At 74.8% G+C, this 24,964-nt stretch carries 23 protein-coding genes; 14 read left to right on the top strand and 9 right to left on the bottom strand.

Translation table 11 applies throughout. The features are described from left to right. Positions 1 to 47 precede the first annotated feature (47 nt). A complete protein-coding gene (locus tag FB380_RS24805) occupies positions 48 to 308 on the bottom strand; it encodes a MarR family winged helix-turn-helix transcriptional regulator (protein WP_166755792.1) in 261 nt (86 codons plus the stop codon). A gap of 190 nt (positions 309 to 498) precedes the next feature. After that, positions 499 to 2,151, bottom strand: a complete 1,653-nt coding sequence (locus FB380_RS15330) for an FAD-binding protein (protein WP_166755791.1) — start codon at positions 2,149 to 2,151, stop codon at positions 499 to 501. Positions 2,152 to 2,203: 52 nt separating this feature from the next. On the opposite strand from FB380_RS15330, the gene FB380_RS15325 reads away from it, so the two are divergent. From FB380_RS15325 to FB380_RS15300, 6 genes are all read left to right on the top strand, one after another. Continuing rightward, positions 2,204 to 2,758 (top strand): TetR/AcrR family transcriptional regulator, encoded by a 555-nt coding sequence (locus FB380_RS15325; protein ID WP_166755790.1) that lies wholly within the window; start codon positions 2,204 to 2,206, stop codon positions 2,756 to 2,758. A gap of 433 nt (positions 2,759 to 3,191) precedes the next feature. Then, on the top strand, positions 3,192 to 5,336 hold the full coding sequence (locus FB380_RS15320) for an MMPL family transporter (RefSeq protein ID WP_208382872.1): 2,145 nt from the start codon (positions 3,192 to 3,194) through the stop codon (positions 5,334 to 5,336). A 95-nt stretch (positions 5,337 to 5,431) separates the two neighbouring features. Next, complete coding sequence (locus FB380_RS15315; RefSeq protein ID WP_166755788.1) at positions 5,432 to 5,899, top strand: ATP-binding protein; 468 nt, start codon at positions 5,432 to 5,434, stop codon at positions 5,897 to 5,899. Next, the gene (locus FB380_RS15310; RefSeq protein WP_166755787.1) at positions 5,896 to 7,071 is read left to right on the top strand and encodes a sensor histidine kinase; all 1,176 of its coding nucleotides are present in this window, start codon (positions 5,896 to 5,898) and stop codon (positions 7,069 to 7,071) included. The genes FB380_RS15315 and FB380_RS15310 overlap by 4 nt, the downstream gene beginning before the upstream one ends. Further along, positions 7,068 to 7,730, top strand: a complete 663-nt coding sequence (locus tag FB380_RS15305; RefSeq protein WP_166755786.1) for a response regulator transcription factor — start codon at positions 7,068 to 7,070, stop codon at positions 7,728 to 7,730. Before FB380_RS15310 ends, FB380_RS15305 begins: the two co-directional genes overlap by 4 nt. Before the next feature lie 130 nt (positions 7,731 to 7,860). Next, positions 7,861 to 8,355: a GtrA family protein gene (locus FB380_RS15300; RefSeq protein ID WP_229681906.1), complete on the top strand. Its 495-nt coding sequence runs from the start codon at positions 7,861 to 7,863 to the stop codon at positions 8,353 to 8,355. Positions 8,356 to 8,441: 86 nt separating this feature from the next. On the opposite strand, the gene FB380_RS15295 is transcribed toward FB380_RS15300, so the two are convergent. Next, positions 8,442 to 10,649 (bottom strand): ABC transporter permease, encoded by a 2,208-nt coding sequence (locus tag FB380_RS15295; RefSeq protein WP_166755785.1) that lies wholly within the window; start codon positions 10,647 to 10,649, stop codon positions 8,442 to 8,444. Between the two features lie 186 nt (positions 10,650 to 10,835). On the opposite strand from FB380_RS15295, the gene FB380_RS15290 reads away from it, so the two are divergent. Next, on the top strand, positions 10,836 to 11,495 hold the full coding sequence (locus tag FB380_RS15290) for a TetR family transcriptional regulator (RefSeq protein WP_166755784.1): 660 nt from the start codon (positions 10,836 to 10,838) through the stop codon (positions 11,493 to 11,495). Positions 11,496 to 11,585: 90 nt separating this feature from the next. Here FB380_RS15290 and FB380_RS15285 read toward each other — a convergent pair whose 3' ends face one another. Genes FB380_RS15285 through FB380_RS15275 form a run of 3 tightly spaced genes read right to left on the bottom strand, consistent with a single transcriptional unit; the run spans position 11,586 to position 13,919 of the window. After that, on the bottom strand, positions 11,586 to 12,356 hold the full coding sequence (locus FB380_RS15285) for a MerR family transcriptional regulator (protein ID WP_166755783.1): 771 nt from the start codon (positions 12,354 to 12,356) through the stop codon (positions 11,586 to 11,588). A 25-nt stretch (positions 12,357 to 12,381) separates the two neighbouring features. Continuing rightward, positions 12,382 to 13,146 (bottom strand): ABC transporter permease, encoded by a 765-nt coding sequence (locus FB380_RS15280; RefSeq protein ID WP_166755782.1) that lies wholly within the window; start codon positions 13,144 to 13,146, stop codon positions 12,382 to 12,384. Further along, positions 13,143 to 13,919, bottom strand: coding sequence for an ABC transporter ATP-binding protein (locus FB380_RS15275; protein ID WP_166755781.1), 777 nt, complete (start codon positions 13,917 to 13,919; stop codon positions 13,143 to 13,145). The genes FB380_RS15280 and FB380_RS15275 overlap by 4 nt, the downstream gene beginning before the upstream one ends. A gap of 154 nt (positions 13,920 to 14,073) precedes the next feature. Between FB380_RS15275 and FB380_RS15270 the strand changes: the two genes are divergently transcribed. Then, positions 14,074 to 14,469: a DoxX family protein gene (locus tag FB380_RS15270; protein ID WP_208382871.1), complete on the top strand. Its 396-nt coding sequence runs from the start codon at positions 14,074 to 14,076 to the stop codon at positions 14,467 to 14,469. A 31-nt stretch (positions 14,470 to 14,500) separates the two neighbouring features. On the opposite strand, the gene FB380_RS15265 is transcribed toward FB380_RS15270, so the two are convergent. Continuing rightward, positions 14,501 to 15,751, bottom strand: a complete 1,251-nt coding sequence (locus FB380_RS15265) for a PucR family transcriptional regulator (RefSeq protein ID WP_166755779.1) — start codon at positions 15,749 to 15,751, stop codon at positions 14,501 to 14,503. 108 nt (positions 15,752 to 15,859) lie between these two features. Here FB380_RS15265 and FB380_RS15260 point away from each other — a divergent pair, with 108 nt between their 5' ends. The 4 genes from FB380_RS15260 (at position 15,860) to FB380_RS26335 (ending at position 19,762) form a co-directional block, all read left to right on the top strand. After that, positions 15,860 to 17,371, top strand: a complete 1,512-nt coding sequence (locus FB380_RS15260; RefSeq protein ID WP_166755778.1) for a flavin-containing monooxygenase — start codon at positions 15,860 to 15,862, stop codon at positions 17,369 to 17,371. Then, entirely contained in the window at positions 17,368 to 18,303 is a 936-nt protein-coding gene (locus FB380_RS15255; RefSeq protein WP_166755777.1) for an alpha/beta fold hydrolase, read from the top strand. The genes FB380_RS15260 and FB380_RS15255 overlap by 4 nt, the downstream gene beginning before the upstream one ends. Then, positions 18,300 to 19,142 carry an SDR family NAD(P)-dependent oxidoreductase gene (locus FB380_RS15250; protein WP_166755776.1) on the top strand — a complete coding sequence of 281 codons (843 nt, stop codon included), beginning with the start codon at positions 18,300 to 18,302 and terminating at the stop codon, positions 19,140 to 19,142. The genes FB380_RS15255 and FB380_RS15250 overlap by 4 nt, the downstream gene beginning before the upstream one ends. Before the next feature lie 245 nt (positions 19,143 to 19,387). Continuing rightward, the gene (locus FB380_RS26335) at positions 19,388 to 19,762 is read left to right on the top strand and encodes a helix-turn-helix domain-containing protein (RefSeq protein ID WP_229681905.1); all 375 of its coding nucleotides are present in this window, start codon (positions 19,388 to 19,390) and stop codon (positions 19,760 to 19,762) included. A gap of 68 nt (positions 19,763 to 19,830) precedes the next feature. Here the strand turns inward: FB380_RS26335 and FB380_RS15240 are convergent, their stop codons facing one another. Then, positions 19,831 to 21,105 carry a HupE/UreJ family protein gene (locus FB380_RS15240; protein WP_166755775.1) on the bottom strand — a complete coding sequence of 425 codons (1,275 nt, stop codon included), beginning with the start codon at positions 21,103 to 21,105 and terminating at the stop codon, positions 19,831 to 19,833. Between the two features lie 172 nt (positions 21,106 to 21,277). Between FB380_RS15240 and FB380_RS15235 the strand changes: the two genes are divergently transcribed. Both FB380_RS15235 and FB380_RS15230 read left to right on the top strand, forming a co-directional pair. Next, positions 21,278 to 21,889 carry a hypothetical protein gene (locus tag FB380_RS15235; RefSeq protein ID WP_166755774.1) on the top strand — a complete coding sequence of 204 codons (612 nt, stop codon included), beginning with the start codon at positions 21,278 to 21,280 and terminating at the stop codon, positions 21,887 to 21,889. 130 nt (positions 21,890 to 22,019) lie between these two features. Then, positions 22,020 to 23,375, top strand: coding sequence for an amidase family protein (locus FB380_RS15230; protein WP_229681904.1), 1,356 nt, complete (start codon positions 22,020 to 22,022; stop codon positions 23,373 to 23,375). A 66-nt stretch (positions 23,376 to 23,441) separates the two neighbouring features. On the opposite strand, the gene FB380_RS15225 is transcribed toward FB380_RS15230, so the two are convergent. Next, a complete protein-coding gene (locus tag FB380_RS15225) occupies positions 23,442 to 24,944 on the bottom strand; it encodes a gluconokinase (RefSeq protein ID WP_166755773.1) in 1,503 nt (500 codons plus the stop codon). Between the last annotated feature and the right edge of the window lie 20 nt (positions 24,945 to 24,964).

Below are 24,964 nucleotides of genomic sequence, written 5' to 3'. Positions count from 1 at the left end.
GCCCGGGTCGGCCAGGTCGGCCTGCCAGCTGGCCCGCCGGAGCGCCCTCAGCCGGACCGGTCGGCGCTGCCCTCCGCCGAGATGGACGACGGCCGCACCCGACCGTCGCCCGGGTGCGGCACCCGCTCGACGAGCCCGAGCGCCACCAGCGAGGCGACCTGCCGGCTCACCGTGCTCATGTCCATGCCGAGCCGGGCGACGAGGTCGGTGGCCCGCGCCGGCCCGCTGGCGTCCCACCGCAGCATCAGAGCGCAGCGACCGCTGTCCAGGCCGGGGTCCACCTGACTGCCCAGCCGGCCCTGCACCACCCCGGGACCGGCGGATCCGCAGCGTCAGCTCCCGTTCCAGCGCGGCGAACCCGGCCGCCCTGCACGCCGGGCTCAGATCGTCGAGCCCGGCGTGCGGGGGGTGACTGCGGCCCGACGGGCAGCTGTCACGGGTCGATGCGTTCTCCTCCTCGGGCAGCCGGCCCGGCCGACGACGCCGGTGGACAGGGGGTCAGCTTCGCGAGCCGGCCATGTGCCGGGCGGCACGCACGCCGAACACCGCAGCCGGGCCGATGGTCGAGCCCGGCCCGGGATAGGTGCGACCCATCACGGACGCGGAGTTGTTGCCGGCCGAGTACAGACCCTCGATGACGGACCCGTCCTCGCGCAGGGCCCGGCCATCACCGTCGGTGACCACCCCGCCCTTGGTGCCCAGGTCGCCGATCACGACCCGGAACGCCGTGAACGGCGCCTTCTCCAGCGGGCCCAGGCACGGGTTGGGCCGGACGGTCGGGTCACCGTAGTAGCGGTCGTAGGCGGAGTCGCCCCGGCCGAAGTCGCCGTCCTTGCCGGCGCGGGCGAAGCCGTTGAACCGCTCGAGGGTGGCGCGCAGTCGAGCCGGCTGGACACCCAGCCCGCGGGCGAGCTCGTCGACGCTGCGCGCCTTGACCATGATGCCGGCCTTGCGCATCGCCTTGTTGGCCCGCGGGTCGAGGGCGAAGGTCCGCAGGTACCGGCGGGCGTGCCGGGCGTCGGCCACCAGCCAGTACGGGCCGTCCTTGTCGTGGGCGAGCATGTGGTGACCGAGGTCCACGTAGGACTCGGACTCGTTGGCGAACCGGTCCCCGTGCGCGTCGAGCATGAGCGAGTACGGCATCGAACGCTCGCCCACGATGAAGGCCGGCGCCGTCCCGGGGAGCGGCGCGATCGACCCGCCCCACCACGCCTCGTCCATGAGCTCGACGGCCGCACCGGCACGCTGGGCGACCGCGATGGGGCCCCCGACGTTGCCCGGGTTGCCCGACGGCGCCCCGTCGATGCCGTGGTGCTTCTGCCGCCAGTCGACGTTGTGCTCGAAGCCCCCACCGGCCAGCATCACGCCCCGGCGGGCACGGATGGTGACCGCCCGGCCGTCGCGGCGGACCCGGACGCCCACCACGCGGCCGTCCTCGACGACCAGGTCCTCCAGGGCTGAGTTGAGCCGCAGCGGAACTCCCTGGTCCACCACGACGGCCTTGCAGAACGACGTGGCGAGGCCGACGCCGATGCCGGCCAGCCGCTGACCGCGCAGCACCCCGCCGAGCGCCCGGAAGACGAACTGCGCACCACGGACGAACCCGCCCGGCGTGGACCAGGCCCGGCCGAGCAGCCACACGTCGTCGGTCTTCGCCGGCAGCGGCACCGCGTTGCGCAGGGTCCGCCACCAGTCCCCGATCGCCTTGGAGTCCAGCGGCTCGACCTCCATCGAGCGCCCGACCTTGCCGCCCGGGCGCTCCGGGTAGTAGTCGGGGTAGTCGGTGGCCCGGGCGAAGCGCATGCCGTGCCGCTCGGCCGTCGTGACGAAGTCCGCCACTCCGTCGACGAAGGCCTCCTGCCGCGCCCGGGAAGCGGCCACACCCTCCTCGCCCACCGTCGCCGCGAGGTAGGTCAGCGCCTCCTCCCGGGAGTCGCCGACCCCGGCACGTGCCATGAGGGGGTTGTCCGGCAGCCACATGCCGCCCCCGGACATCGCGGTGCTGCCGCCCCACTTGTCGGTGCTCTCCAGCAGCACCGCGCTGAGCCCTTCGTCGACCGCCCCGAGCGCGGTGGCGAACGCGGCAGCACCGCTGCCCACCACCACGACGTCGAAGGTCTCGTCCTGCGTCGTCCCGTCAGCCGTGGTCATGCCGTTGCCCCCTCCCACCGGACAGTGTTGTCCGGATGCTTAGGGTGTGAGCATGGTCATACGTGCTGGCGCCGTCAACCGCGGTCCCGCGGCGGCCGGCGACAACCGCCGGGCGATCCTCGCCGCGGCACGCCGGGTGATGGCCGAACGCGGCTACCGGGTGCCGCTCAGCACGATCGTGCGCGAGGCAGGGGTGAGTCAGGGCGTCCTGTACCGCCACTTCCCCACCCGGCTGGACCTGGCCCTCGCCGTCTTCGAGGACAACTTCACCGAGCTGGCAGCCGTCGCCGCCGATCCCGGGCCCGACGCGTTCCCCCGGCTCTGGGCTCGGCTCGTCGAGCTGACCGTCGAGTCGTCCGCCTTCGTGGAGATGGTGCTGGACGCACGCCAGGAGCTGCCGGGGTACCGCGGGAACGCTCGGCTCCTGGAGCTGGTCGAGGCCACCCTGCCGCGGGCGCAGGAGGCGGGATCCGTGGCGGCCGGCCTCACCCCGGCCGACGTCCTCCTGGCGTGGCGGATGGTCTTCGGGGTGGTGGTCACCGCTGCCGATCCCGGCGACATCGCACCCGCCGTCGCGCGGGTGCGCGCCCTGCTGCCCCTCCCCTGACGCCTCCTCCTCCAGCATCCCGGAGGTCCGCGGGGTGCTGGGGCGGGCGTCGCGGCCCTCACGTCCGACGCCGGGACGACCGACGGCAACCCGCTGCGCATCGGTGCAGGGCGGCGCCACGTCCGGCCGCGGCCTGCGCTGCGGTGCGCAGGCGCCCGAGGGCCCAGCTGCCGAGGAGGCCCCGGGTCGACCGGCAGAGAACCGGGTCGCGCACCCGGCCAGCACAGACCACGACCTCGCGGTCCCACGACACGTCGAGCCGGACGCCGCATCCCCGGGCCGGTCGCTACTGCGATCGCAGTAGTCGTGATCGGTCCCCGTGGACGACGTCCGGGGAGGTCCAGCGGCCGAAGCTCACTGCAGTTGCCTGACCGACCCCGGAGGACCTGCCGTGTCTGCTCTTGCTCGATGGTGTGCGCGAGGACGGTTCGCCGTGCTCGCCCTGTGGCTGGTCGCGCTCGTCGGCCTGGGCGGAGCGGTGGGTGGGATCGGATCGGCGTTCACCGACTCCACCGACCTGCCCGACAGCGAGTCCAGCACCGCCTACGCCCTGCTGGCTCAGGCCGGCGCGGACCCCGGCGACGACGCCACCAGCACCGGGAACGTGGTCTGGCAGACCGACGGCGTCCCGGTCACCGATCCTGCCGTGGTCACCCAGGTGCAGGACGTGCTGACGCAGATCGCCGCGACCCCCGGGGTCGAGTCGGTGGTCAGCCCCTACGACGCGGCCGGTGCCGCCCAGGTGAGCGCCGACGGCACGATCGCCTACGCGACCGTGACCGTGACCGAGGACGCCGAGGTCGAGCAGATCACCGAGCTCGCCGACTCCCTGGACAGCAACACCCTGCTGGCCGTGACCGGCGGGTCCGCCTTCGACCCCGGGTTCAGCGCCGGCGGACCGGCCGAGGTCATCGGGGTGCTCTGCGCACTGGTCATCTTGCTGCTGGTGTTCCGGTCGGTGTGGGCCGCCGTGCTGCCGATCGTCACCGGCGTCGCCGGGGTCGGCGTCGCCGCGCTGGTGGTCCTGCTCGGCTCCAACGTCATCGACCTGCCCAGCTACTCGCTGTCCATGGGTTCCCTCGTCGGGCTCGGAGTGGGCATCGACTACGCGCTGTTCATCGTCAACCGGCACCGCAAGGCGCTGCTGTCGGGCCTGCCGCTACGGGAGTCCATCGCCCAGGCCGTGGACACCTCCGGCCGGGCCGTCGTGTTCGCCGGGGCCACGGTCGTGGTGGCGCTGCTGGGCATGACCGTGCTGGACATCGGCATCCTCACCGGCATGGCGCTGGGTGCGGCGGTCACCGTCGGGTTCACGGTGCTGTCCGCACTGACCCTGCTGCCCGCGTTGCTCGCCGTGCTGGGCAACCGGGTGCTCGGCCGCCGCCAGCGCCGCGCCCTGGCCGCCGGCGAGCCGGTCACCGAGCCCGGCGGCGGCCTGTGGACCCGCTGGGCCACCGCCGTCCAGCGCCGTCCGGCCATCCTGGGCGTCGTCGCGGCCGCGCTGGTCGTGCTGCTCGCCGCGCCCGCACTCAGCATCCGACTGGGCACTGCCGACGCCAGCAGCGACCCGGCCGGCTCGGACACCCACGAGTACCACCAGGCGATGGCCGGGGGCTTCGGTCCTGGGTTCGACGCTCCGCTGCTGCTGGTCGGCCAGACGCCCGACGACGTCTCGCGCGCCGCGTTCACCACCCTGGCCGGGCAGCTCTCCTCCGTCGAGGACGTGGCCTCGGTGAGCGCGCCACCGCCGGCCGCCGGGCAGGAGATCGGCGTCATCACCGTGACGCCGGCGTCGACCGCGCAGGCCGAGGAGACCGCCGACCTGGTCACCACACTGCGCGAGGACGTGGTCCCGGCCGCCGAGGACGGCACCGGCCTGCAGGTGTACGTCGGCGGCAGCACCGCCAGCGGCATCGACTTCGCCCAGGCGCTGACGTCGAAGCTGCCGGTCTACCTGGCGATCATCGCCGTGCTGGGCTTCGTGCTGCTGGCTCTCGCCTTCCGCAGCGTGCTGGTGCCGCTGATCGGCGCGGTCACCAACCTGCTGTCCATCGCCGCGGGCCTGGGCCTCGTCACCGCGGTCTTCCAGTTCGGCTGGGGCTCGGCCCTGTTCGGGGTGGGCTCGGCGGCACCGGTGGAGCCGTTCGTGTCGGTGATGGTCGTCGGCATCGTCTTCGGGCTGTCGATGGACTACCAGGTGTTCCTGGTCAGCCGGATGCACGAGGAGTGGACGCACACCTGCGACCACGGCCGCGCCGTCCGGGTCGGCATGGCCGAGACCGGCCGGGTGATCGCCACCGCCGCCGTCATCATGGCCTGCGTGTTCGCCGCCTTCGGGTTCTCCGGTGAGCGGATCATCGCCGAACTCGGGGTGGGCATGGGCGCCGCCGTCCTGGTCGACGCCTTCCTCGTCCGGCTGGTGCTGGTGCCCGCGGTCATGCACCGCGTCGGCGCAGGCACCTGGTGGTACCCGCGCTGGGCGGAGCGGATCACCCCGCGGGTGTCCATCGAGGGGCCGTCGGCCACACCGGCCGAGGACCCGACGGTCCCGGAGCTCGAGACCGCGGGTCAGCGCTGAACACCACTGCCGGCCCGGTCGCACCACGCGACCGGGCCGGCGGCCGTGCACGTCCGATGACCGGTGGACGACGTCCCCTTCCCGAGAGGAGCTCCGTGCTGCCTGGACCGTTGCCCTCCGAGTGGCCGGGCGGACTCCTCGCCCGGTTCCGCGCGGACGGCGCCGCCCTGCGCATCTCGGTGGTGGGCCAGGAGCGACCGCTCTCCGCACTCGGCGAGCTCGCTGTCCGGCAGCTGGCGCAGGACGCGCTGACGGCCGCCACGGCGCGCACGCCCGGTGCTGGTCTCTCCCTGTCCCTCACCTGGTCGGCGCGGCACCTGGACGTGCTCGTGGTCAGCGGGGTCGCCGACGGCGGCTCCGCGCGCCGGCCGGCGCGCTCCCTCGACGAGTGCTTCCGCCGCACCCACGAGCGGGTGCTGGCGGCGGACGGGGCACTGCGGGTGGCAGCACCGCAGGCCGGCGGCTTCGTGGTCGCCGCAACGCTCCCCGCCGGGGAGGAGCAGCGTGCGCTGCCGCCTGTCGGGAGCAGGAGCGAGCCGTTCGGTGCGAGGATCGACCGGTGACCGGGTCCACCTCGCGAGCGGGGGACATGCCCCGTCCCCCGGTGTGGATGCGCCGCTCCCGGCTGCTCGAGGTCAGCACCCCGGTCGTCATCGGCGCGACGTTCGCGGCGGGCATCGCCACCGTGCCGTTCGCGGACCACGGTCCCGGTGGCCTGGCTGCGCTGCTGCTCAGCGCCGCCGGCGTCGTCCTGGGCTACCGGTGGCCGCTGGCCGGCATCGGCCTGCTGGCCCTCGGTCCCCTGGTCGCCCACGCCGCGGGCGCCGAGCCGCTCGTGATGTGGCAGGTCGCGGTGTTCGGGACGTTCCTGCTCACCCTGCGCGGCGTCTCCGGCCTGCTGAGCGGGCCGGTGGTCGGTCTCGCGAACTTCCTCGCCGTCGGCCTCGCCGCAGGCTCGTTCGGCGCGGGGAACCCGATCGCCTGGATCGCCGGGGCGGCCGCCCTCGCGGCGGCAGCCACCGGGAGTGCCATCCGGGGCCAGCAGCAGTACTGGGCGGCGCTCCAGGACCGCACGCACGAGGCGGTCGCGGGTCGGGACGCCGCCGTGCAGCGCAGCGTCGCGGAGGAGCGGTTGCGGATCGCCCGGGACCTGCACGACACCCTCGGTCACGAGATCGCGGTGGTGAGCATGCACCTGGGCGCGGCGGAGGTGCAGCTGCCCGCAGCTGCCGGACCCGCCCGGCAGCACCTCGCCGCCGCCCGGGGCAGTGTGAAGTCACTGCTGGCCGAGACCCAGGAGATCCTCCGGGTGCTGCACACCGGCACGGATGGCACCGATCCGGGTCCGGTGGCCAGCCACCGGGACGTCCCGGACCTGGTCGAGAAGGTGCGCGCCGCGGGCCTGCAGGTGGACGCCGTGCTCGGCGACCTGTCCCGTGAGCTGCCGCCGCAGATCAGCGCGGCCGCCTACCGGATCACCCAGGAGGCACTGACCAACGCCCAGCGCCACAGCCGCGGACGCGTGCGGCTGACCGTCGACGTCTCCGGCCCCACGGTCACCGTGGAGGCGGTGAACGACGTCGGACCGCAGGCCGACGTCGACCGGGCCGGGCGGGGGCTGATCGGGATGCGGGAGCGGGCCTCCGCCGCCGGCGGCCGGCTCGACGTCACGGTCGACAACGGGCGCTTCGTCGTCCGGGCCGAGCTGCCCGTCCTCGACGGGGCGCTGCGGTGACCCGGGTGATGCTGGTCGACGACCAGGAGATGATCCGCGCCGGGCTGCGCGCCATCATCGGCGCCCATCCCAAGCTGGAGGTCGTGGCGGAGGCCGGGGACGGGCTCGCCGTGCTGCGGCAGCTCGACGAGGCACGTCCCGACGTGGTCCTGATGGACATCCGGATGCCCGGCATCGACGGGGTGGAGGCCACCCGGCGGATCCGGCTCACCCGGCCCGCCGAGCAGCTCCGGATCCTGGTGCTGACCACCTTCGACCAGGACGAGAACGTGCTGCAGGCACTGAGGGCCGGCGCCGACGGTTTCCTCAGCAAGGGCGCCGGGCCCACCGAGCTGACCGACGCGATCCTGTCCGTGGCCGCGGGTGCCCGCGCCCTCTCCCCCAGCGCGGTCAGCGCGGTGGTCGAGCACGTCGTGCAGCAGCGCCCGGTCGACGTCGACCCGGCGATGGCCGCCCGGTTCGCCGGGCTCACGCCCCGCGAGCGCGAGGTCGTCGCCGCGATCGCCGCCGGTCTCGACGCCGCCGAGATCGCCGAGCGGTTCTTCCTCTCCCCGTTCACCGTGAAGACGCACGCCAACCGGGCGATGACCAAGGTCCGGGCCCGGGATCGGGCGCAGCTGGTCGCGTTCGCGATCCGGGCGGGCATCAGCCCGCAGTAGCAGCCGGCTACCACGGACGCAGTACTCCACGACGGTCCCTCAGGACGACGTGCGGCAGCGCCGGGCCGGGCAGGCTCAGTGGTGTTCGACCGGCGACCGGCGCTGGTCCAGCCGGAGGGACGACGGCCCCGTGACCAGCGCGAGCGACCAGCGGACGACCGGGCGCGTGCTCGTCGTGCCGGTCCACCGCGCTGCGGACCGGCTGGTGCGCCGGCTCAGCCGGGACGACGGCGGTGGCCAGTTCTTCCGCTTCGTGGCCGTCGGTGGCCTGGCGAACGTCCTGTACGCCCTGCTCTTCCTGCTCACCGCGGGCGCCGGGGCCCAGGCGGCCAACCTGGTGGGGGCGCTCGCCTCCTCGGTCGTCGCCAACGAGCTCCACCGCCGGCTCACGTTCCGGGCCGGCGGCCGGGTCAGCTGGCACACCGCTCAGTGGGAGGGGGGCGGCCTGGCGCTGGCCGGCATGGTGGCGACCTCGGCGGCCCTCGGGTGGGTCGCCACGGTCGCTCCCGGCAGGGGCGCCCTCGGCGACCTCGCCACCGTCGCCGTCGTCACCGGGGCCATCGGGCTGATCCGCTTCGTCGCACTGCGCTGGGCCTTCGGCGCCCGGACCCCCCGCTGCGTCTGAGTCCACCGAGGCCGGGCCGGCTCAACGCCGACCCGTCCCGTACCCGGCCCGGGCTGGACGGCAGGTCGCCGTCCAGCCCGTCGCCCTCACCGCGCCCCGGCACCTTCCAGCCGGTCGGCGTCGTCGCGGTCGGCGTCGCCCCGGTCGGGGTCCTCGTCCGCCGCACCGGGAGGCGAGGGGCGGCCGTCCGGACCGGGGAGGCCGGTGCCGTCCTCCCGGCGCCGCAGCCACCGGTCCACGACGAGGTTCAGCAGCAGACCGGCGCCACCCCAGATCGCGATGACCAGGAGGTCCCGGCCGACCCCGGCGCCGTCGAAGTAGACCAGCGACCTCGCCGCGTCCACCGCCGCCGGCAGGGGCAGCACGTCCGACAGGCCGCGGAAGAGCTCGGGGACCATGTACAGCGAGAGGCCACCGCCCGAGGCGGGGACACCGGCGAGCATCAGCACCACCATCACCGGCACGATCGCGGCCAGTCCCAGGGTGCGGGTGAGGACGCCGGTCACGGCCGCCATGGCGAAGATCGTCGCCGCCCCGAAACCGATCATCTGCCAGGCGTTCCCGTTGACCGCCCCGATGATCACGTCGTAGAGCAGCCACAGCCAGAGCGCCATCCCGATCGACCAACCGGCGAGGTGCGGGAGGAACTGCCGCGTCCGGCGCAGCTCAGGTGCGCCGCCGCGGAAGACGGCCATGATGAGGAAGCCGGCCATGATCCACGACATGCCGACGTACATGCTGTTGCTGCCCATGGTGTCGGAGTCGGTGAGCGGGGTCAGGTCGGTCTCGGTGAGCGGCACCTGCTGCCCGGCGGCGACCTGGCCGAACACCGCGCGGACCACGCTCTGCTGGCTGACGCCGGCTCCCGCCGAGGTGTAGAGGACGGCCTCCTCCCCCGGGCCGGCGGGGAGCACGTAGGCGGCGACGACCTCACCCTCGACGACGGCGTCCGTCGCGGCGTCCACCGAGCCGGCCACCTGGACGTCGACCATGGACCCCAGGTTCGACTGCAGACCGTCGGCGACCTGCGCGGCCTGCTCCTCCGTCGCGCCGACCACGGCGACCGGGAGGTCGCGCACCGTCGGCTCGTGCATCGCGAAGCTCATCAGGCCCACCACCATGACCAGGATGGACAGCGGGAACGCCACTGCGGCGGCGTAGCGGACGCGCAGCGACCGCACCGGGCCGCCGGCCAGGGCCGGCAGCGGCGCGTCCGGGCCGCTGACCGGCGGGGCGCCCGGCACCGCCAGCCCGCTCTTCCGCTCCTTCAGCAGGGACAGCCCCAGCGCGACCACCAGCCAGAGGGCGAGCGTGAGCAGGTGCCTGCCGAGCCCGTCGCCGTCGAAGTACACCAGCGACCGCAGCGCCTCCCCCGCGGCCGGGAGCGGCAGCACCCCGTGCAGGAAGGAGAAGAAGCCCGGCATGACGTCGACCGACAGCGCCAGACCGGAGGCCGGCATGCCCAGCACGACGTAGAGGAGCATGCCGATGAGGACGGCGAGAGGCCCCATCAGCTTGGTGAACAGCAGCTGGGCCGCCCCGACCGCGCCGACGGCCAGCATGCCGACGCCGAGGAAGCCGAGGAAGTGCCCGTCCACGGCACCGACGACCGGCCCCAGGATCAGCCAGATCAGCGCGCTGGTCCCGGCGGCCCAGCCGAGCAGGACCGGCACGAACCGCCGCACCGCCAGCAGGTGCGGCAGGCCCAGCAGGACCACGCTGAGCGGCACGTACCCGGCCAGCATCATGCCCATCGCGGCGAACAGCACCGCCGTGCCCGACGAGTCACCCGGGTCCAGCGGGGCGACGTCCTCGGACTCGATGGTCCAGCCCTGCTGCACGGCGATCGGTGCGAGCAACTGCTGCACGGTCGTGGCCTGCGAGGGCCCGGCCGCGCTCGCGGTGTAGAGGGTCGCCGCGTCGGTCCCCTGCTCCGGGACCGCCAGCGCGCCGACGACCTCACGGCTCTCGAGCAGCGCGACCGCCTCGGCCGCCGACCCGACCGGACGCGGGTCCACGACGTCGTCCGGCACGGCGGCGAGCGAGTCGACGACCGCCTCGGCCTCCGCACCGATCCCGACCACGGCGACCGGCATGTCCCGCGGGTGCGGCGCGTGCATGGTGCCGACGTACGTCGCGTACATCATCGTGACCATGAGGAAGGGGATGAGGAAGAGGAAGACGTAGCGCGCGATGCGGGTCTTCCGGTCCTCGATGGGTGCACCGGCCACAGGGGGACCGGCTGCGGTGGAGGTGGCGGTACCGGCTGCGGTGGACGCGGCGACGGGCTCCATGCGAGTGCTCCAGGTGAGGGCGGGGCGAGCATCGGACGCGGATCGGCCCCGGCTGCGCCGGCGGAGCCAGGGCGCGTGCGCCCGGAAGTGAGACGACCTGAATGTAAGTCAAGTGACTTATAAAGTCAGCGACCAGCTAGCTTGACGCGCATCACATCGGACGACGATCGACGGGGAGACGCTCTGGTGGCACGGTCCGACGCCGCCCGCACGGCCCTGCTGGACGCGGCCGAGCGGCTGTTCGCCGAGTCCGGCCTCGCCCAGGTCTCCGACCGCAAGGTCGCCGAGGCCGCCGGCAACACCAACCACTCAGCGGTGCGCTACTACTTCGACGGCCGGGTCGGGCTGCTCCAGGCGCTGATCACCCGTCACCTCGCCGCGCTGGAGCCGCCGCGACAGGCCATGTTCGCGCGCTCCGACTCCGTCCTGGGCGACGTCCGCAGCCTGGTGGTCCCGTTCACCGACGCACTGGCCGACCTGCCCCAGCCCACCAGCCGCGCACGCTTCCTCGCCCAGGCACTGCACGACCCCACGACCGCGACCCTGCTCCGCGAGTCCGCAGGCCTGGCGCAGTCGGCCTCCGCCATCGCGCACTCCGTGGTCACGCGGCTCGGCCACCTCGACGGGGACGTGGTCATCGGGCGGACCCGGCTGATGACCCGCATCGTCTCGGCGTCGTGCGCGGACGTCGAGACCCAGGCGGCGCGGGACGGCACGGACCCCGCCTGGCAGGCGGTCGGCGACTTCCTGTCCGATGCGATCGCCGGGATGCTGTCGGCTCCGGTCACGCACCGGCACGGCGCCCCCGTGAGCCTGATCGACCCGCGGGCGGCGCCGGTGCTCTGACGGACGGGACCAGGGGTCGGGATGCTCCGCCGCGTCAGCGGCGCGAGGAGGTCCACCGGCCAGCGGAGCGAGCCTCCGAACGGAGGACGGTCAGACGGTCGGGCAGGTGCGCCGGATGTTCGTCCAGCCGGTGTAGCCGCGCCGCTCCAGGATCTGCAGCAGCCGCGACGCCCACGGGAAGGACTGCACGAACGCCGCGTCCAGCAGCGCGACGAGGTCCTCGCTGATCGGCTGCTCCTCAGCACCGGCGGACACCGTGGTCGCCTGCGCGAGGAACGCCTCCACCCGGTCGGCGAGCTCCGGCAGCCGCGGGTCGTCGGGCCCGCAGTCGGCCAGCTCCCCGACGTCCAGGTAGAGCCGGCGCAGCGTCGGGTCCTCGAGCTGCGCGTGCTTGATCGCCATCATCGGCTCGACCTGCTCGGGCACCCGGGCCGCGATCAGGATCCAGCTGTCCCGCTCGATCCGGATCAGCCGCTCGGGGAAGCCCAGCTCGCGCATGCGGTCGAGGTAGGCGACGGCCACCGGCGGGAGCACCAGGCGCTCCCCCGCGGTGAGCTGCGCGATCCGGGTGCGGTGCCGCTGGCGGTCGCGGATCTCGGCGCGCAGGCGGCGGTCGACCGCCTCGACCGCCGCCGCGAACTCCTCCTCGCCGGCCGTCAGCAGCTCGCTGACCCGCGCCAGCGGCACCCCCGCCTCGGCCAGGGTCCGGATCCGGATGAGCTCCACGACGGCCGCCGCGTCGTAGCGCCGGTACCCGGAGGAGTCCCGCTCGGGCTCGGGCAGCAGGCCCGTGGCGTGGTAGTGCCGGACGGCGCGCACCGTCACCCCGGCGTAGGACGCGAGCTGGCTGATGGTCAGCACGGGTGAGCCCCCTCCCTCGTCGTCGTCAGCCGATCTTCCGCCGGTAGGTGCGCACCGCGAGCGCGTAGGCCACCAGGAGGAGAGCGACGCACCAGGCGACCGCGACCCACCCGTCGTCGCCCACGGGCTGCTCGGCGAACAGCGCACGCAGGGTGTTGACGATCGGGGTGACCGGCTGGTGCTCGGCGAACCAGCGCACCGGGCCGGGCATGCCCGCCGTCGGCACGAACGCCGAGCTGATGAACGGCAGGAAGACCAGCGGGTAGGAGAACCCGCTCACCCCGTCGAGGGACGTCGCGGTCAGCCCGGGGATCACCGCCAGCCAGGTGAGCGCCAGCGTGAACAGCACCAGGATCCCGAGGACGGCGAGCCAGGCGAGCGGCCCGGCGCCGGTGCGGAACCCCATCGCCACGGCGACGAGCACGACGAGGACCAGGGAGACCAGGTTCGCCACCACCGAGGTCAGCACGTGGCCCCAGAGCACCGCAGACCGGGCGATGGGCATCGACTGGAACCGCTCGACGATGCCGCTGGAGACGTCGGTGAAGAGCCGGAAGGCGGTGTAGGCGATCCCGGAGGCGATGGTGATGAGCAGGATCCCGGGCAGCAGGTAGTCGACGTAGTCCCCGGCGCCGACCTCGATCGCGCTGCCGAAGACGTAGACGAACAGCAGCAGCATGGTGATCGGCGTGACCGCCGTGGTGATGATCGTGTCCGGGCTGCGCAGGACGTGCCGCAGCGACCGCTTGAGCATCGTCGTGGTGTCGCGGACGACGTAGGTGGTGGTCATCGCTGCGTCTCCTCCTGCGGGCCGCCGCCGACGATCGCCAGGAAGACGTCCTCCAGGGACGGCTGCTTCTCCACGTACTCGACGGTGGCCGGCGGGAGCAGCTGCCGGAGCTCGGCGAGGCTGCCCTCGGCGATGATCCGGCCCTGGTGCAGCACGGCGATCCGGTCGGCGAGGTGCTCGGCCTCGTCGAGGTACTGGGTGGTGAGCAGCACCGTGGTGCCGCGGCCGGCCAGCTCCCGCACGGTCGCCCACACCTCCAGCCGGGACTGCGGGTCCAGCCCCGTCGTCGGCTCGTCGAGGAAGAGCACCGGCGGGTCGCCGATGAGGCTCATCGCGATGTCCAGGCGGCGCCGCATGCCGCCCGACCACGTCGACACCCGGCGTCCGGCGGCGTCGCTCAGGTCGAACCGGGCGAGCAGGTCGTCGGCGACCCGGCCCGGCTCGGTCAGGTGCCGCAGCTGGGCGACCAGGACGAGGTTCTCCCTGCCGGTGAGCAGCTGGTCGACGGCGGCGAACTGCCCGGTGAGGCTGATCGAGCCGCGCACCTGCGCGGGCTGGGTGGCGACGTCGAACCCGTTGACGGTGGCCGTGCCGCCGTCGGCCCGGAGCAGGGTGCACAGGATGCGCACCGTGGTGGTCTTGCCCGCGCCGTTGCTGCCGAGCAGGGCGAGGACGGTGCCGGCGGGGACGGTCAGGTCGACGCCCGCGAGCACGGTGGAGTCGCCGTAGGACTTGGTCAGCCCGGCGATCTCGATGGCTGGTGTCGTGGTCATGGCGGCAGCGTCGTGCCCTGACGCTGCGTCAAGGTCAAGAGCCTCGGCCGGACCCGGGTTTCGGTCGCGCCCCCGGGAGGGGAAGCACCGGACCGACCCGTCGGGAACGCCGCATCCTCGCGCCCGCCGTCCCGACCAGATCCGTGGAGGACCCGTGCCCGACCAGACCCGCCTGCGCTCGATCGCCCGCATCGCCCTGGGGAGCACGCTGGTGTTCGCCGGCACCAGCCACCTGACGTTCGCGCGGGAGGAGTTCCGCGCCCAGGTGCCGCCGTGGGTGCCGCTGGACGTGGACGACGTCGTGCTGATGTCCGGCGTGGTGGAGGTCGGTCTCGGCGCGATCCTGGTCGGCCTGCCGCGCGAGCAGCGCCGGATCGGCGCGCTGGCCGCGGCCTTCTTCACCGCGATCGCGCCGGGCAACATCGCCCAGTACACCCAGCACCGCGACGCCTTCGGCCTGGACACCGACACCAAGCGCGCGCTGCGGCTGCTCGGCCAGCCGGTGCTGGTGGCCTGGGCGTGGTGGTCGACCCGCACGCGCACTCCCTGACCGGCGCGCGCCCGGCGCGGTGCTCCGCCGGTCAGCGGCGGACGCGCTCCGCCGCCGGCGCCGGGCCACGCCAGCGCAGCACCTCCAGGGCGGCGGCGACCGCCACCGGGTCCTCGGCCAGCGGGCGCGGGAGCAGCTCGTCGGCGCGGGCCAGCCGGCGCAGCACGGTGTTGCGGTGGGTGAACAGCCGCGCCGCCGTCCGGGAGGCGTTGCCCAGCTCCCGCACGTAGCCGAGCACCGTGTCCCGGACCTCGGCGTCGGCACCGCGCAGATCGCCGAGGGTGTCGGTGAGGAACTCCTCGACCCGGGTGGGCTCGCTGGTCAGCAGCGCGACCAGCTGCACGTCGGCGAAGCGGGCGACCTGCTGGGGCGAGGTCAGCCGGGCCAGCATCTGCTGGGTGGTCGCCGCGTCCAGGTGGCTGCGCCGGAAGCCCTCCACGTCGGTGCCCGGGCGGCCCACGGCCACCCGGACGTCGGGCGCCCCGGCCAGCCCCTCGGCCAGCGCCTCCGGCTCGGGTGCCCGGCTGACCGGCAGCCACACCCACAGGGCGCCCGCGCCGGCCACGACGGTCAGCCGCCGGGAGGCGCCGCTGGCCCGCATGGTCGCCTCCGCCGCCGCCTCCAGCTGCGCCGGACCGCCCCGGCCGCTGCTCCAGACGATGACGGCGGTGTGCGGCCCGGTGAGCACGTAGCCCAGCTGCACCTCGGCCCGGGCCCGGCCCAGCGGCGCGCCCTCCAGCAGCAGCGAGACGGTGGCGCGCCGCTCCGCGTGGGCGCCACGGGTCAGCTCGGCGCGCTCGGCCGCCATCCGCTGGGACACCGCGGCGACCGTGTCGTCGATGAAGGAGGTGATCGACCGCGCCGAGACGTCCAGCAGCTCGCGCAGCTCGGCGGGGTCGGAGGTGAGGTCGAAGCAGATCTCCATCCAGCGCCGCCACGCCACCCCCTGGGCGGTCCGGTAGGCGTCCAGGCCGACGTGGTCCAGCCCGCGGCGGACCAGGTCCCGGGCCCCCTCCAGCACCTCCGGGCCGAGGGCCACCGGCACCCGCTCCCCCGGGCGCTGCACGTTCGACGCGATCCAGTGCAGCAGGTTGGCCAGGTTCGCCCGCCGGGCGCCCTCGGCGAGCACCGGGTCCTCCGCGACCGGCCGCATCCCGGCACCGCTCAGGGCCGCGGTGTGCAGCTCAGTCACCCAGTCCGCCCGCGGGTCCAGGGCCAGCTCGGCACCGCGCCGGAACAGGTCGCGGACGGGCGGCGAGGGCGGCGGCCAGTCGCGGGTCATGAGGCATCCTGCACCAGCAACGAGCCAGCCGGGTGCACGATGTGCTCGCACGGGGTGCCCCGGGTCACGCATCGTCGGGACGACGGCATCCCCGAGCCTGGAGCAGCGATGACCTCCCCGACCCCGGTCGAGCACCTCGACGTCCTGATCGTCGGCGCCGGCCTGTCCGGCATCGGTGCCGCCTGGTACCTGCAGCGCGACCACCCGCAGCGCAGCTTCGCCCTGCTGGAGGCCCGCGGCGCGACCGGCGGCACCTGGGACCTGTTCCGCTACCCCGGCATCCGCTCGGACTCCGACCTGCACACCTTCGGTTACGAGTTCAAGCCGTGGCGTGAGGAGCAGTCGATCGCCAGCGCCGACCGGATCCTCGCCTACCTCCGGGAGACCGCCAGCGAGAACCACATCGACTCCCACGTGCGCTTCCACCACCGGGTGCTGGCCGCGAGCTGGTCCTCGGCACAGGCGCGCTGGACGGTGGAGGTCGAGCGCGGGGACACCGGCGAGCGGACGACGCTGACCTGCAGCTGGCTGTTCTGCGCCGGTGGGTACTACCGCTACGACGAGGGCTTCACCCCGCAGTTCGAGGGCCGCGACCGGTTCCCCGGCCCGATCGTGCACCCGCAGCACTGGCCCGAGGACCTGGACACCACCGGCAGGCGCGTCGTCGTCATCGGCAGCGGCGCCACCGCGGTCACCCTGGTCCCCGCGCTGGCGGCCACGGCCGGGCACGTGACGATGCTGCAGCGCACGCCCAGCTACGTCATGCCGGTCCCGGCGGTCGACCGGCTGGGCAACCGGCTGCGCCGGCTGCTCGGCGAGGAGCGCGCCCACCCGCTGATCCGGCGGATGAACATCGCCAAGGGCCAGCTGATCTGGCGGTTCGCCCAGCGCCACCCCGACCGGGCCCGGAAGCTGATCCGCTGGGTCAACACCCGGGCGCTGCCCGCGGGCTATCCGGTCGACGAGCACTTCAACCCGCCGTACGGCCCGTGGGACCAGCGGCTGTGCGCGGTCCCCGACGGTGACCTGTTCCGCGCCATCCGGAACGGCTCGGCCGAGGTCGTCACCGACCGGATCGTCACCTTCACCGAGCAGGGGCTGCTGCTGGAGTCCGGCCGCGAGCTGGCGGCCGACGTCATCGTGACCGCCACCGGCCTGAACCTGCAGGCGTTCGGCGGCATCCGGTTCACCGTCGACGGCGCCGAGGTGCGGCTGCCGGAGACCGTGGCCTACAAGGGCATGATGCTCTCCGGCGTGCCGAACCTCGCCTACGCGATCGGGTACACGAACAGCTCCTGGACGCTGAAGATCGGGCTGCTCTGCGAGCACTTCACCCGGCTGCTGACCCACATGGACCGCAACGGGTACGACGCCTGCCGGCCCGAGGTCGGCGACCCGGCCATGCCGACCCGGCCGCTGCTGGACTTCGGCGCGGGCTACGTCCGGCGCTCGGTCGACCAGCTGCCGAAGCAGGGCGACCGGATGCCCTGGCTGACGTCGATGGACTACCGCGCCGACGTCCGGCTGCTGCGCACCGACGACGTCACCGACCCCGAGCTGCACTTCTCCCGCGCGATGACCCCGGCGGCTCCCGGGGCTCCCGCGGCGGTGCCGGCATGACCGCCCCCGCCCCGGACGAGGACCGGTTCGTCGACCTGCCCGCCGGCCCGCGGCTCTGCCACCGGGTCTCCGGGCCGGACGACGGCGTCCCGCTGCTGCTCATCGCCGGCCTCGGCATCGACCTGACCTCGTGGCCGCAGCGGATGGTCGACGGGTTCGCCGACCGCGGCTTCCGCGTGGTCCGGTTCGACAACCGGGACGTCGGCCGGTCCAGCTCGATCGGCACCCCGCCGCCCGGGCGGCTGCGCCAGCTGCTGGCCCGGCCGCGACCGGACGCCTACGACCTGGCCGACATGGCCGCAGACACCCACGGGCTCCTGGAGCACCTGGGCATCGACCGGGTGCACCTGGTCGGCATGTCGATGGGCGGCATGATCGCCCAGACGCTCGCCGCCCGGCACCCCGACCGGGTCGCCAGCCTCACCTCGATCTTCTCCACCACCGGGCACCGGCGGGTCGGCCAGCCGGCCCGGTCGACGCTGGTGCGGATGGCGAAGCGCCCGGCCCGCACGGTGGAGGAGTCGGTCCAGCGGCACCTGGCGCTGCTCGGGCACATCGGCTCGCCGACCTTCCTCCCCGACGACGACCTCGAGCGCGCCTGGGCCATCGGGCTCTGGGAGCGCGGCGGGGGCCTGCGCTCCCGGGCGGGCGTCCCGCGGCAGATCAGCGCGATCCACGCCTCCGGTGACCGCACCGCGGAGCTGCGCCGGATCACCGCCCCCACGCTGGTGGTGCACGGGTCGGTCGACCGGATGGTCCACCCGACCGGCGGCCGGGCCACGGTCGCTGCCATCCCCGGCTCCCGGCACGTGGAGATCACCGGCATGGGCCACCACCTCGCCCCCGGCGTCGTCGACCAGCTGGTCGACCTCACCACCGACCTGGCCCGGAGCACCGGCGCCCCCCTCGACCCGGCAGGAGCCCCCCGATGAGCAGCGTCCGCGGCAAGGTCGCCGTCGTCACCGGCGCCGGGTCCGGCATCGGCCGGCAGCTGGCCTTCGAGCTGGCCCGGCGGGGAGCGCGGCTGGCCGTCTCCGACGTCGACGAGGACGGGCTGGCTGGGACCGCCGCCCGGGCGCGGGCGCTCGGCGCGCAGGTGCACAGCGCCGGGCTGGACGTCACCGACCGCGCCGCCGTGCTGGCCCACGCGGACACGGTCGCCGACCACTTCGGCGTCGTCCACCAGGTCTACAACAACGCCGGGGTGGCTGGCGGCGGCCCGGTGCTGGACAGCGACTGGGCCGACTACGACCGCATCCTGGGCGTGAACCTCTTCGGCGTCCTGCACGGCACGAAGGCCTTCCTCCCCCACCTGGTGGCCTCCGGCGACGGGCACGTGGTCAACGTGTCCAGCCTGAACGGGATCATGGCCCAGGCGTCGATCAACGCCTACAGCGCGAGCAAGTTCGCCGTCCGCGGGTTCACCGAGGCGCTGCGCAGCGAGCTGCTGATCGCCGGGCACCCGGTGCAGGTGACCGTGGTGCACCCCGGCGGCGTGCGGACCAACATCGCGACGGCGGCGCTCGAGCACTCCCGCCAGCGCGGCACGGTCACCGCCGAGGACGAGGCCCGGATGCGCATGTACAACGAGAAGCTGCTGCGGATGCCCGCCGAGCAGGCCGCGCGGATCGTCGTCGACGGCGTCGAGGCGGGGAAGCCGCGCGTCCTGGTGGGCAACGACGCCAAGGCCGTCGACCTGCTCGTCCGGCTCGCCCCCCGGGCCTACCCCCGGCTCGTCGCCGCGCTCCAGCGCCGGGCGCAGCGCGCTTGACCACGGGGCGGCGTCCCGGCGCGGTGGTCGGCTCCGCCCGGGACGTCAGCACCCGCCGCCCCCGGCGCGCCCGGGCCCGCCGGGCGCACGGGGAACTCCTGACGAAGCGGACCGGTTCGTCTCGTCCCGCGTGTCCCCTTGTCAACGGGAGCCACTCCCTTACGGTGAGTACCAGCACGGGAGCGCAGCGTCGCCGGCACTCTGCCGGTCACCGCGCCCCGTGGACCGCCACCGAGAGGAACGACGTGTCCCTGCCCCAGCGCTCCCCCGCTCCGGCCTCCTACCGTCCGGCCGGCTCCGGCCAGCCGCGGCTCCAGCCCGGCGTGCCCGTCCCCCGTCCGGCGGTCCGCCCGGCCCAGCCGGGTGTCGGCGTGCAGCCCGGCACCCCGATGGCCCGGCGCCCGCTGGCTCCCCGGCCGATGGGCCAGCAGCCCCCGCCGCGCCCCGTCCTGTTCCTGACGGTGGCCGAGGTCGCGGCGGCCATGCGCGTGTCGAAGATGACCGTGTACCGCCTCGTCCACGGCGGCGAGCTGGCCGCCGTCCGCGTCGGCCGCTCCTTCCGGGTCCCCGAGTCGGCGGTGCGCGAGTACCTGGCCGGCGCCCGCACCGACGTCGCCTGACCGCCGGGCCGGCCGCCGGGGCTCGACCGCTCGGCTGCGGTGGGACGCAGGCAGGACCGGCGGGTCGGTCACCGGCGGCCGTCGAGGGCCGGGACGCGATGACGCCCCTGGTCCACCACGGCACCGGTGACCGGTCGGTCGGCCGCCCGACAGACCAGGGCCAGGGCCGCCAGCCCGGCGACGACCCACCAGGGGTGGGCCACCAGCACCTCCTCCACCCCGGCCAGCGGATCGGCCAGCCGGCCCAGCCGGTCCAGCGCCCAGGTGGTGGCCGCGACCAGGGCGATCAGCGCCCCGGTGGTGCGCACCTGCGGGTACCAGCGGGTCCGTGACAGCAGGTACAGCGAGGGGAACACCAGGGCGACGGTGAGCAGCTGGGCCAGTTCGACGCCGACGTTGAACGCCAGCAACGCGGGCACCGACGTGGCGCCCGACAGCCCCAGGTCGGTGAGGATGCCGGCGAAGGCCAGCCCGTGCACAAGGCCGAAGCCCCCGGCCACGAGCACCTCGCCGCGGCGGGCGAGCGGACGCAGCGCGTGCACGGCGGCGACGCCCACCGAGACCGCGATCAGCACCTCGACCGGCGCGCTCGGCGCGGTCACCCAGCCCAGCGCCGAGGCCAGCAGCGTCAGCGAGTGGCCGACGGTGAAGGCGGTGACCACCGCCAGGACGGCGCGCAGGGTGGGCCGGACGCCGTCCCGGCGCTGCCACCGGCCGGCGACCGCGGCCACCGGGGCCACGAGCAGCAGGGTGAGCAGGAACAGCAGGTGGTCCGCCCCCGCCAGCACGTGGTGCAGGCCGTGGCCGACCATGTCCAGCAGACCGGTGCCGACGGTGTCGCCCACGATCAGGGTGTCGTCGGTGGCGGTGAGCACCCCGGCGGTGGAGATGTCCCCGGCGGCGTCGGTCAGCACGACCACGGCCTCGTGGGAGCCGTCGGCCTCGATGACCCCGTCGTAGGCCAGCGTGAACGACGACGGGTCCGCGCCGCCGGGGTCCAGCACCACCTCGACGCGGTAGGAGTCGATGCTCTCCACCGCCTCCCGCGTGACCGAGGACCACGTCTCGGCCCACGCGTCCCCGTCCTCGCCGGTGACGCTCAGGTGCTCGGCGAGGTAGCCGACCACCTGCGCGTCGGACGTCGGGTCATCGACCACCGCATCGAGGGTGGCGGCGGCCACCGAGATGGTCGCCTCGACCGACTCCGCACCGACCCGGACGTCCAGCGTGCTGCTGGTCAGGCTGTGGGCCTGGGCGGTGCCGGCGGTGGACAGCGTCAGGCCGGCGGCCACCACACCGGTGAGGGCGGTGGCGACCAGGGCGCGGATGCGGTGCGTCGTCATGGCACCGACCGTGACCGGCCCGGCTGTGCGGACGCCCAGCTCGCACTGTGCGCCTCCCAGGGCGGACTCAGGGACTGCACAGGCAGCAAACCCGGGACGCAGAACCGGCCGGTCCAGCGTGGTCCCCACACCCCCGGTCGTCGCCCGACGACCCCGACCGACAGGACTCCCCGTGACGATCCGCACGGCCGTGGCCGCCCTGGCCCTCACCCTCGCCCTCCCGCTCGCCGCCTGCGGGACCACCGACAGCGCCACCGCGAGCACCTCCACCGCCGACACCTCCACCACCGCCACCGACTCCTCGACGACCACCTCCGGCACGACCGGCTCCGGGACGACCGGGCCCGGCGGCGGCATGCCCGCGGGCGGCGAGGGCGGCCCCGGCGGGTCGGTCGACGTCTCCTCCGTCACCACCGAGGAGGAGCTGGTCGCGCTGGTCCAGGACGCCTACGGCGACGCCGGGCTGGGCCTGCACCGCGGCCATCAGCCGGTCGAGGACGTCCTGGACGAGGTCCTCGGCATCACCCACGACGAGCTGCACGTGCGGATGGACTCCGGGCAGAACCTGGCCACCGTCGCCGAGGACCTGGACATCGACCCCCAGGAGCTCATCGACGCGATGGTCGCGGAGTACAGCCCGGCGATCGACACCCTGCTGGCCGACGGCACGATCACCCAGGCCGAGGCCGACCAGTACCTCGCCGACCTCGAGACGGCCTTCGAGTTCCGCGTCACCTGGGACGGCGAGGAGGCCACGCCGACCTACGCGGGCCTGGACGCCTGACCCGGGGCGTCGGGGCAGGGGCGCCGGGACCAGGGGCTGGTCCCGGTCCCGTCCCAGCCGGTGCACCGCCCCGCCCCGGCCGGTGCGCACCCGGCTGACGATCGCTCGAGGACGTGTCACGATGCCGTCCGTGCAGCCCACAGGGATCACCCAGGTCCGGCAGCAGGTCTCCTCGTCCTCGGCCGAGGAGGTGGTCGCGGCCGCCGTGCAGCGCGCCCGGGACGCCGCAGGGCTCGGCGCCTTCCTGTCCGTCGCCGAGCACGCGGAGTCGGGGACGGGCCCGCTGGCCGGCGTGCCGCTCGCCGTCAAGGACAACCTGGACACCCGCGACCTGCCCACCACCGGGGGGACGCCGGCGCTCCGCGACTCCCGCCCGGGTCGGGACCAGCACGCGGTGGCGCGGCTGCGCGCGGCCGGAGCCGCCGTGATCGGCAAGACCAACCTGCACGAGCTGGCGCTGGGCATCACCAGCAACAACGCCGCCTTCGGCCCGGTGCGCAACCCGCACGACACCACCCGGTCGGCCGGGGGGTCGTCGGGCGGGTCCGCGGTCGCCGTCGCGACCGGCGTCGTGCCCATCGCGCTGGGCACCGACACCGGCGGGTCGCTCCGGGTGCCGGCCGCGCACTGCGGCGTCGTCGGCTGGCGCCCCACCACCGGCCGATGGGGCACCGGCCGGATCGTGCCCATCTCGCGCACCCGGGACACGGCCGGGGTGCTGGCGACCTCCGTGGCCGACGTGGCGCTCGTCGACGAGATCGTCACCGGCCAACCGGCGCCGGCGGAGTCGGGCCGGCCGCTGCGCCTGGGGGTGCCGCGCACCGGCTTCTACGACGACCTGCACCCCGAGGTCGCGCGCTGCACCGAGCGGGCGCTGGAGCGCCTGGCCGCGAGCGGGGTCGAGCTGGTCGAGGTGGAGGTCGCCGGCGGCCACGCCCTCGACGCGGAGTGCGGCTTCCCCATCGTCTTCTTCGAGGTGGCCCAGGACCTGCCGGCGTACCTCGCGACCCTGCCCGGACCCGAGCGCGGACTCACCCTGGCCGACGTGCTGGCCCAGGTCGCCTCCCCCGACGTCCGGGCTGGGCTCGAGGCCGCGGCGAGCGGGGCCGTCACCGAGGACGTCTACCGGCAGGCGATGGCCACGCGGGACCGGCTGCGGGCTGCCTACGCCGCAGCGCTCCGTCCCGCGGACGCCGAACCGCTGGACGCGCTCGTGTACCCGACCGTGCCCCTGCCGCCCCCGCCGCTCGGCGACGACGAGACGACGGAGCTGAACGGCCGGCAGGTGCCGGTCTTCCTGACCACCATCCGCAACACCGGCCCGGGCTCGACCGCGGGCATGCCGGCCATCTCGCTGCCGGCGGGCACGACCGGCGCCGGCCTGCCGATCGGGATCTCGCTGGAGGGCCTGCCGGGGTCCGACACCGCCCTGCTGGCGACCGCCCGCCGGGTCGAGGCCGCCCTCGGCCCGGTCACCTCCGCCTGACGTCCCATCGACGGCGGGACGTCGGGGCCGCGGCCGCTGTCCGCGTGGACAGCGGCCGGTGGGCTCTCAGGCCGGGGCGTCCTGCGCGATCACCGCGCGGTAGAGCTGGTCGTACTCCGCCGCCCGCCGCCGGTAGTGCTCGCGGTGCGCGGGCACCGGGTGCAGCGTCGGCGCGGTCTCGACCGGAGCCCTAGCGATCTCCGGCGCCAGCACCTCCAGCGCGTGCAGGGCGGTGCCGTGCAGCGTCGCCCGCTTGATGGTCACCGGCTCCACCGGGGCACCCAGCACGTCGGCCACGACCTGCAGCCAGCCCGGCAGCTCCTGGGCGACCCGGCCGCTGGCCACGATCCGCTGCGGCTCGCCCCCGGCCGCCCGCAGCTGGTCGGCGATGCGCCCGTAGGAGAGCGCGACGCCCTCCATCGCGCCGCGGAAGAGCGCGGGGCCGTCGGTGGCCGTGGACACCCCGGAGAGCACCGCCCGGGCGGACGCCGCCCAGCCGGTGGACCGCTCACCGGAGAGGTAGGGCAGCACGAGCGGCGTCGCCGGGTCCGGCGCGGCGGCCATCAGCCGGTCGGGGTCCTCCTCGCCGAGCTGCACCGTGCCCTGCAGCCAGGTGATCACCCGGCCGACGTCGTTGAGCGCACCGCCGAGCAGCGAGCGGCGGGAGTCGACGCGGTAGCACCACAGCCCCGGCGGCAGGTGCTCCGGGACGTCGGGCACCAGCACCCGGACGGCCCCGCTGGTGGCCGCGGCCAGCGCGGCGGTCGTCTCGTCGTCGGCCCCGGCACCCAGGTTGCTGGCGAACCCGTCGGCGATCGGTGCGAACCAGCGGGCACCGGCCAGCGCCGGCCACCGCCGCCCGACCTCCGGGTCGACGTCGGACAGCGGGTGGTCGGGGTCGCGGACCTCGGACAGCTGGTCGGGCCCGACCCCGGCGACGTCGAGCATCTCGGGGTCCCAGCGTCCGGTCCTCCGGTCGAGCAGGCCCGTCCACGCGGCGGTGGAGGTGCCGGCCGCCGTCGTCCCCAGCAGCCGCAACCAGACGTACTCCCCCAGCGACGTCCACCGTCGCGCCGCGGCGAACCGGTCGGGGTCGGTCTCCCGCAGCCAGCGCAGCCGGGCCGGGAGGTAGCTGCTGTGCAGGCGGCAGCCGGTGCGCTGCTGCACCCGGGCCTCGTCGAGCTCGCGCCTCAGGGCCGTGACCTGCGGGCCGCACCGGGAGTCGGCGTAGGTGTAGCAGGGGGTGACGGCCCGGCCGTCGGCGCCGACGCCGACCAGGGAGGAGGCGAACGTGTCCAGCGCGACGCCGGCGACCCGTCCCTCCGGCAGCCGGGCGGTGAGGTCGGTGACGACCCGGGCGATCTCGTCGACCACCTGGTCCGGGTCGATCTCGCTGGTGCCGTCGGCGGCGGTCCGGAACTGGTGGGCGACCTTCTGCCGGCCGCCCTCGACCGGCCGGCCGGCCGCGTCGTACACGTCGCCGCGGCTCGCCGTCGAGCCGACGTCGAGCGCGAGGACGAGCGGGTCCAGCGCGTCCGCCAGCACGACCCGGCCTGTGCTGCTGCTCATCCCGCTCCCCGCCCGCCGAG

Source organism: Modestobacter marinus, from assembly GCF_011758655.1.
Lineage (GTDB): Bacteria > Actinomycetota > Actinomycetes > Mycobacteriales > Geodermatophilaceae > Modestobacter > Modestobacter marinus.
Note: the sequence above shows the minus strand (reverse complement) of the source record. Positions and strands in the feature narration are given on the sequence as shown.

Bases quoted from the DNA above. Each gene is read 5' to 3' on its own strand.
- FB380_RS15330 (WP_166755791.1), bottom strand. From the start codon at position 2,151: ATGACCACGGCTGACGGGACGACGCAGGACGAGACCTTCGACGTCGTG.
- FB380_RS15325 (WP_166755790.1), top strand. From the start codon at position 2,204: ATGGTCATACGTGCTGGCGCCGTCAACCGCGGTCCCGCGGCGGCCGGC.
- FB380_RS15295 (WP_166755785.1), bottom strand. From the start codon at position 10,649: ATGGAGCCCGTCGCCGCGTCCACCGCAGCCGGTACCGCCACCTCCACC.
- FB380_RS15280 (WP_166755782.1), bottom strand. From the start codon at position 13,146: ATGACCACCACCTACGTCGTCCGCGACACCACGACGATGCTCAAGCGG.
- FB380_RS15275 (WP_166755781.1), bottom strand. From the start codon at position 13,919: ATGACCACGACACCAGCCATCGAGATCGCCGGGCTGACCAAGTCCTAC.
- FB380_RS15265 (WP_166755779.1), bottom strand. From the start codon at position 15,751: ATGACCCGCGACTGGCCGCCGCCCTCGCCGCCCGTCCGCGACCTGTTC.
- FB380_RS15260 (WP_166755778.1), top strand. From the start codon at position 15,860: ATGACCTCCCCGACCCCGGTCGAGCACCTCGACGTCCTGATCGTCGGC.
- FB380_RS15255 (WP_166755777.1), top strand. From the start codon at position 17,368: ATGACCGCCCCCGCCCCGGACGAGGACCGGTTCGTCGACCTGCCCGCC.
- FB380_RS15250 (WP_166755776.1), top strand. From the start codon at position 18,300: ATGAGCAGCGTCCGCGGCAAGGTCGCCGTCGTCACCGGCGCCGGGTCC.
- FB380_RS15240 (WP_166755775.1), bottom strand. From the start codon at position 21,105: ATGACGACGCACCGCATCCGCGCCCTGGTCGCCACCGCCCTCACCGGT.
- FB380_RS15225 (WP_166755773.1), bottom strand. From the start codon at position 24,944: ATGAGCAGCAGCACAGGCCGGGTCGTGCTGGCGGACGCGCTGGACCCG.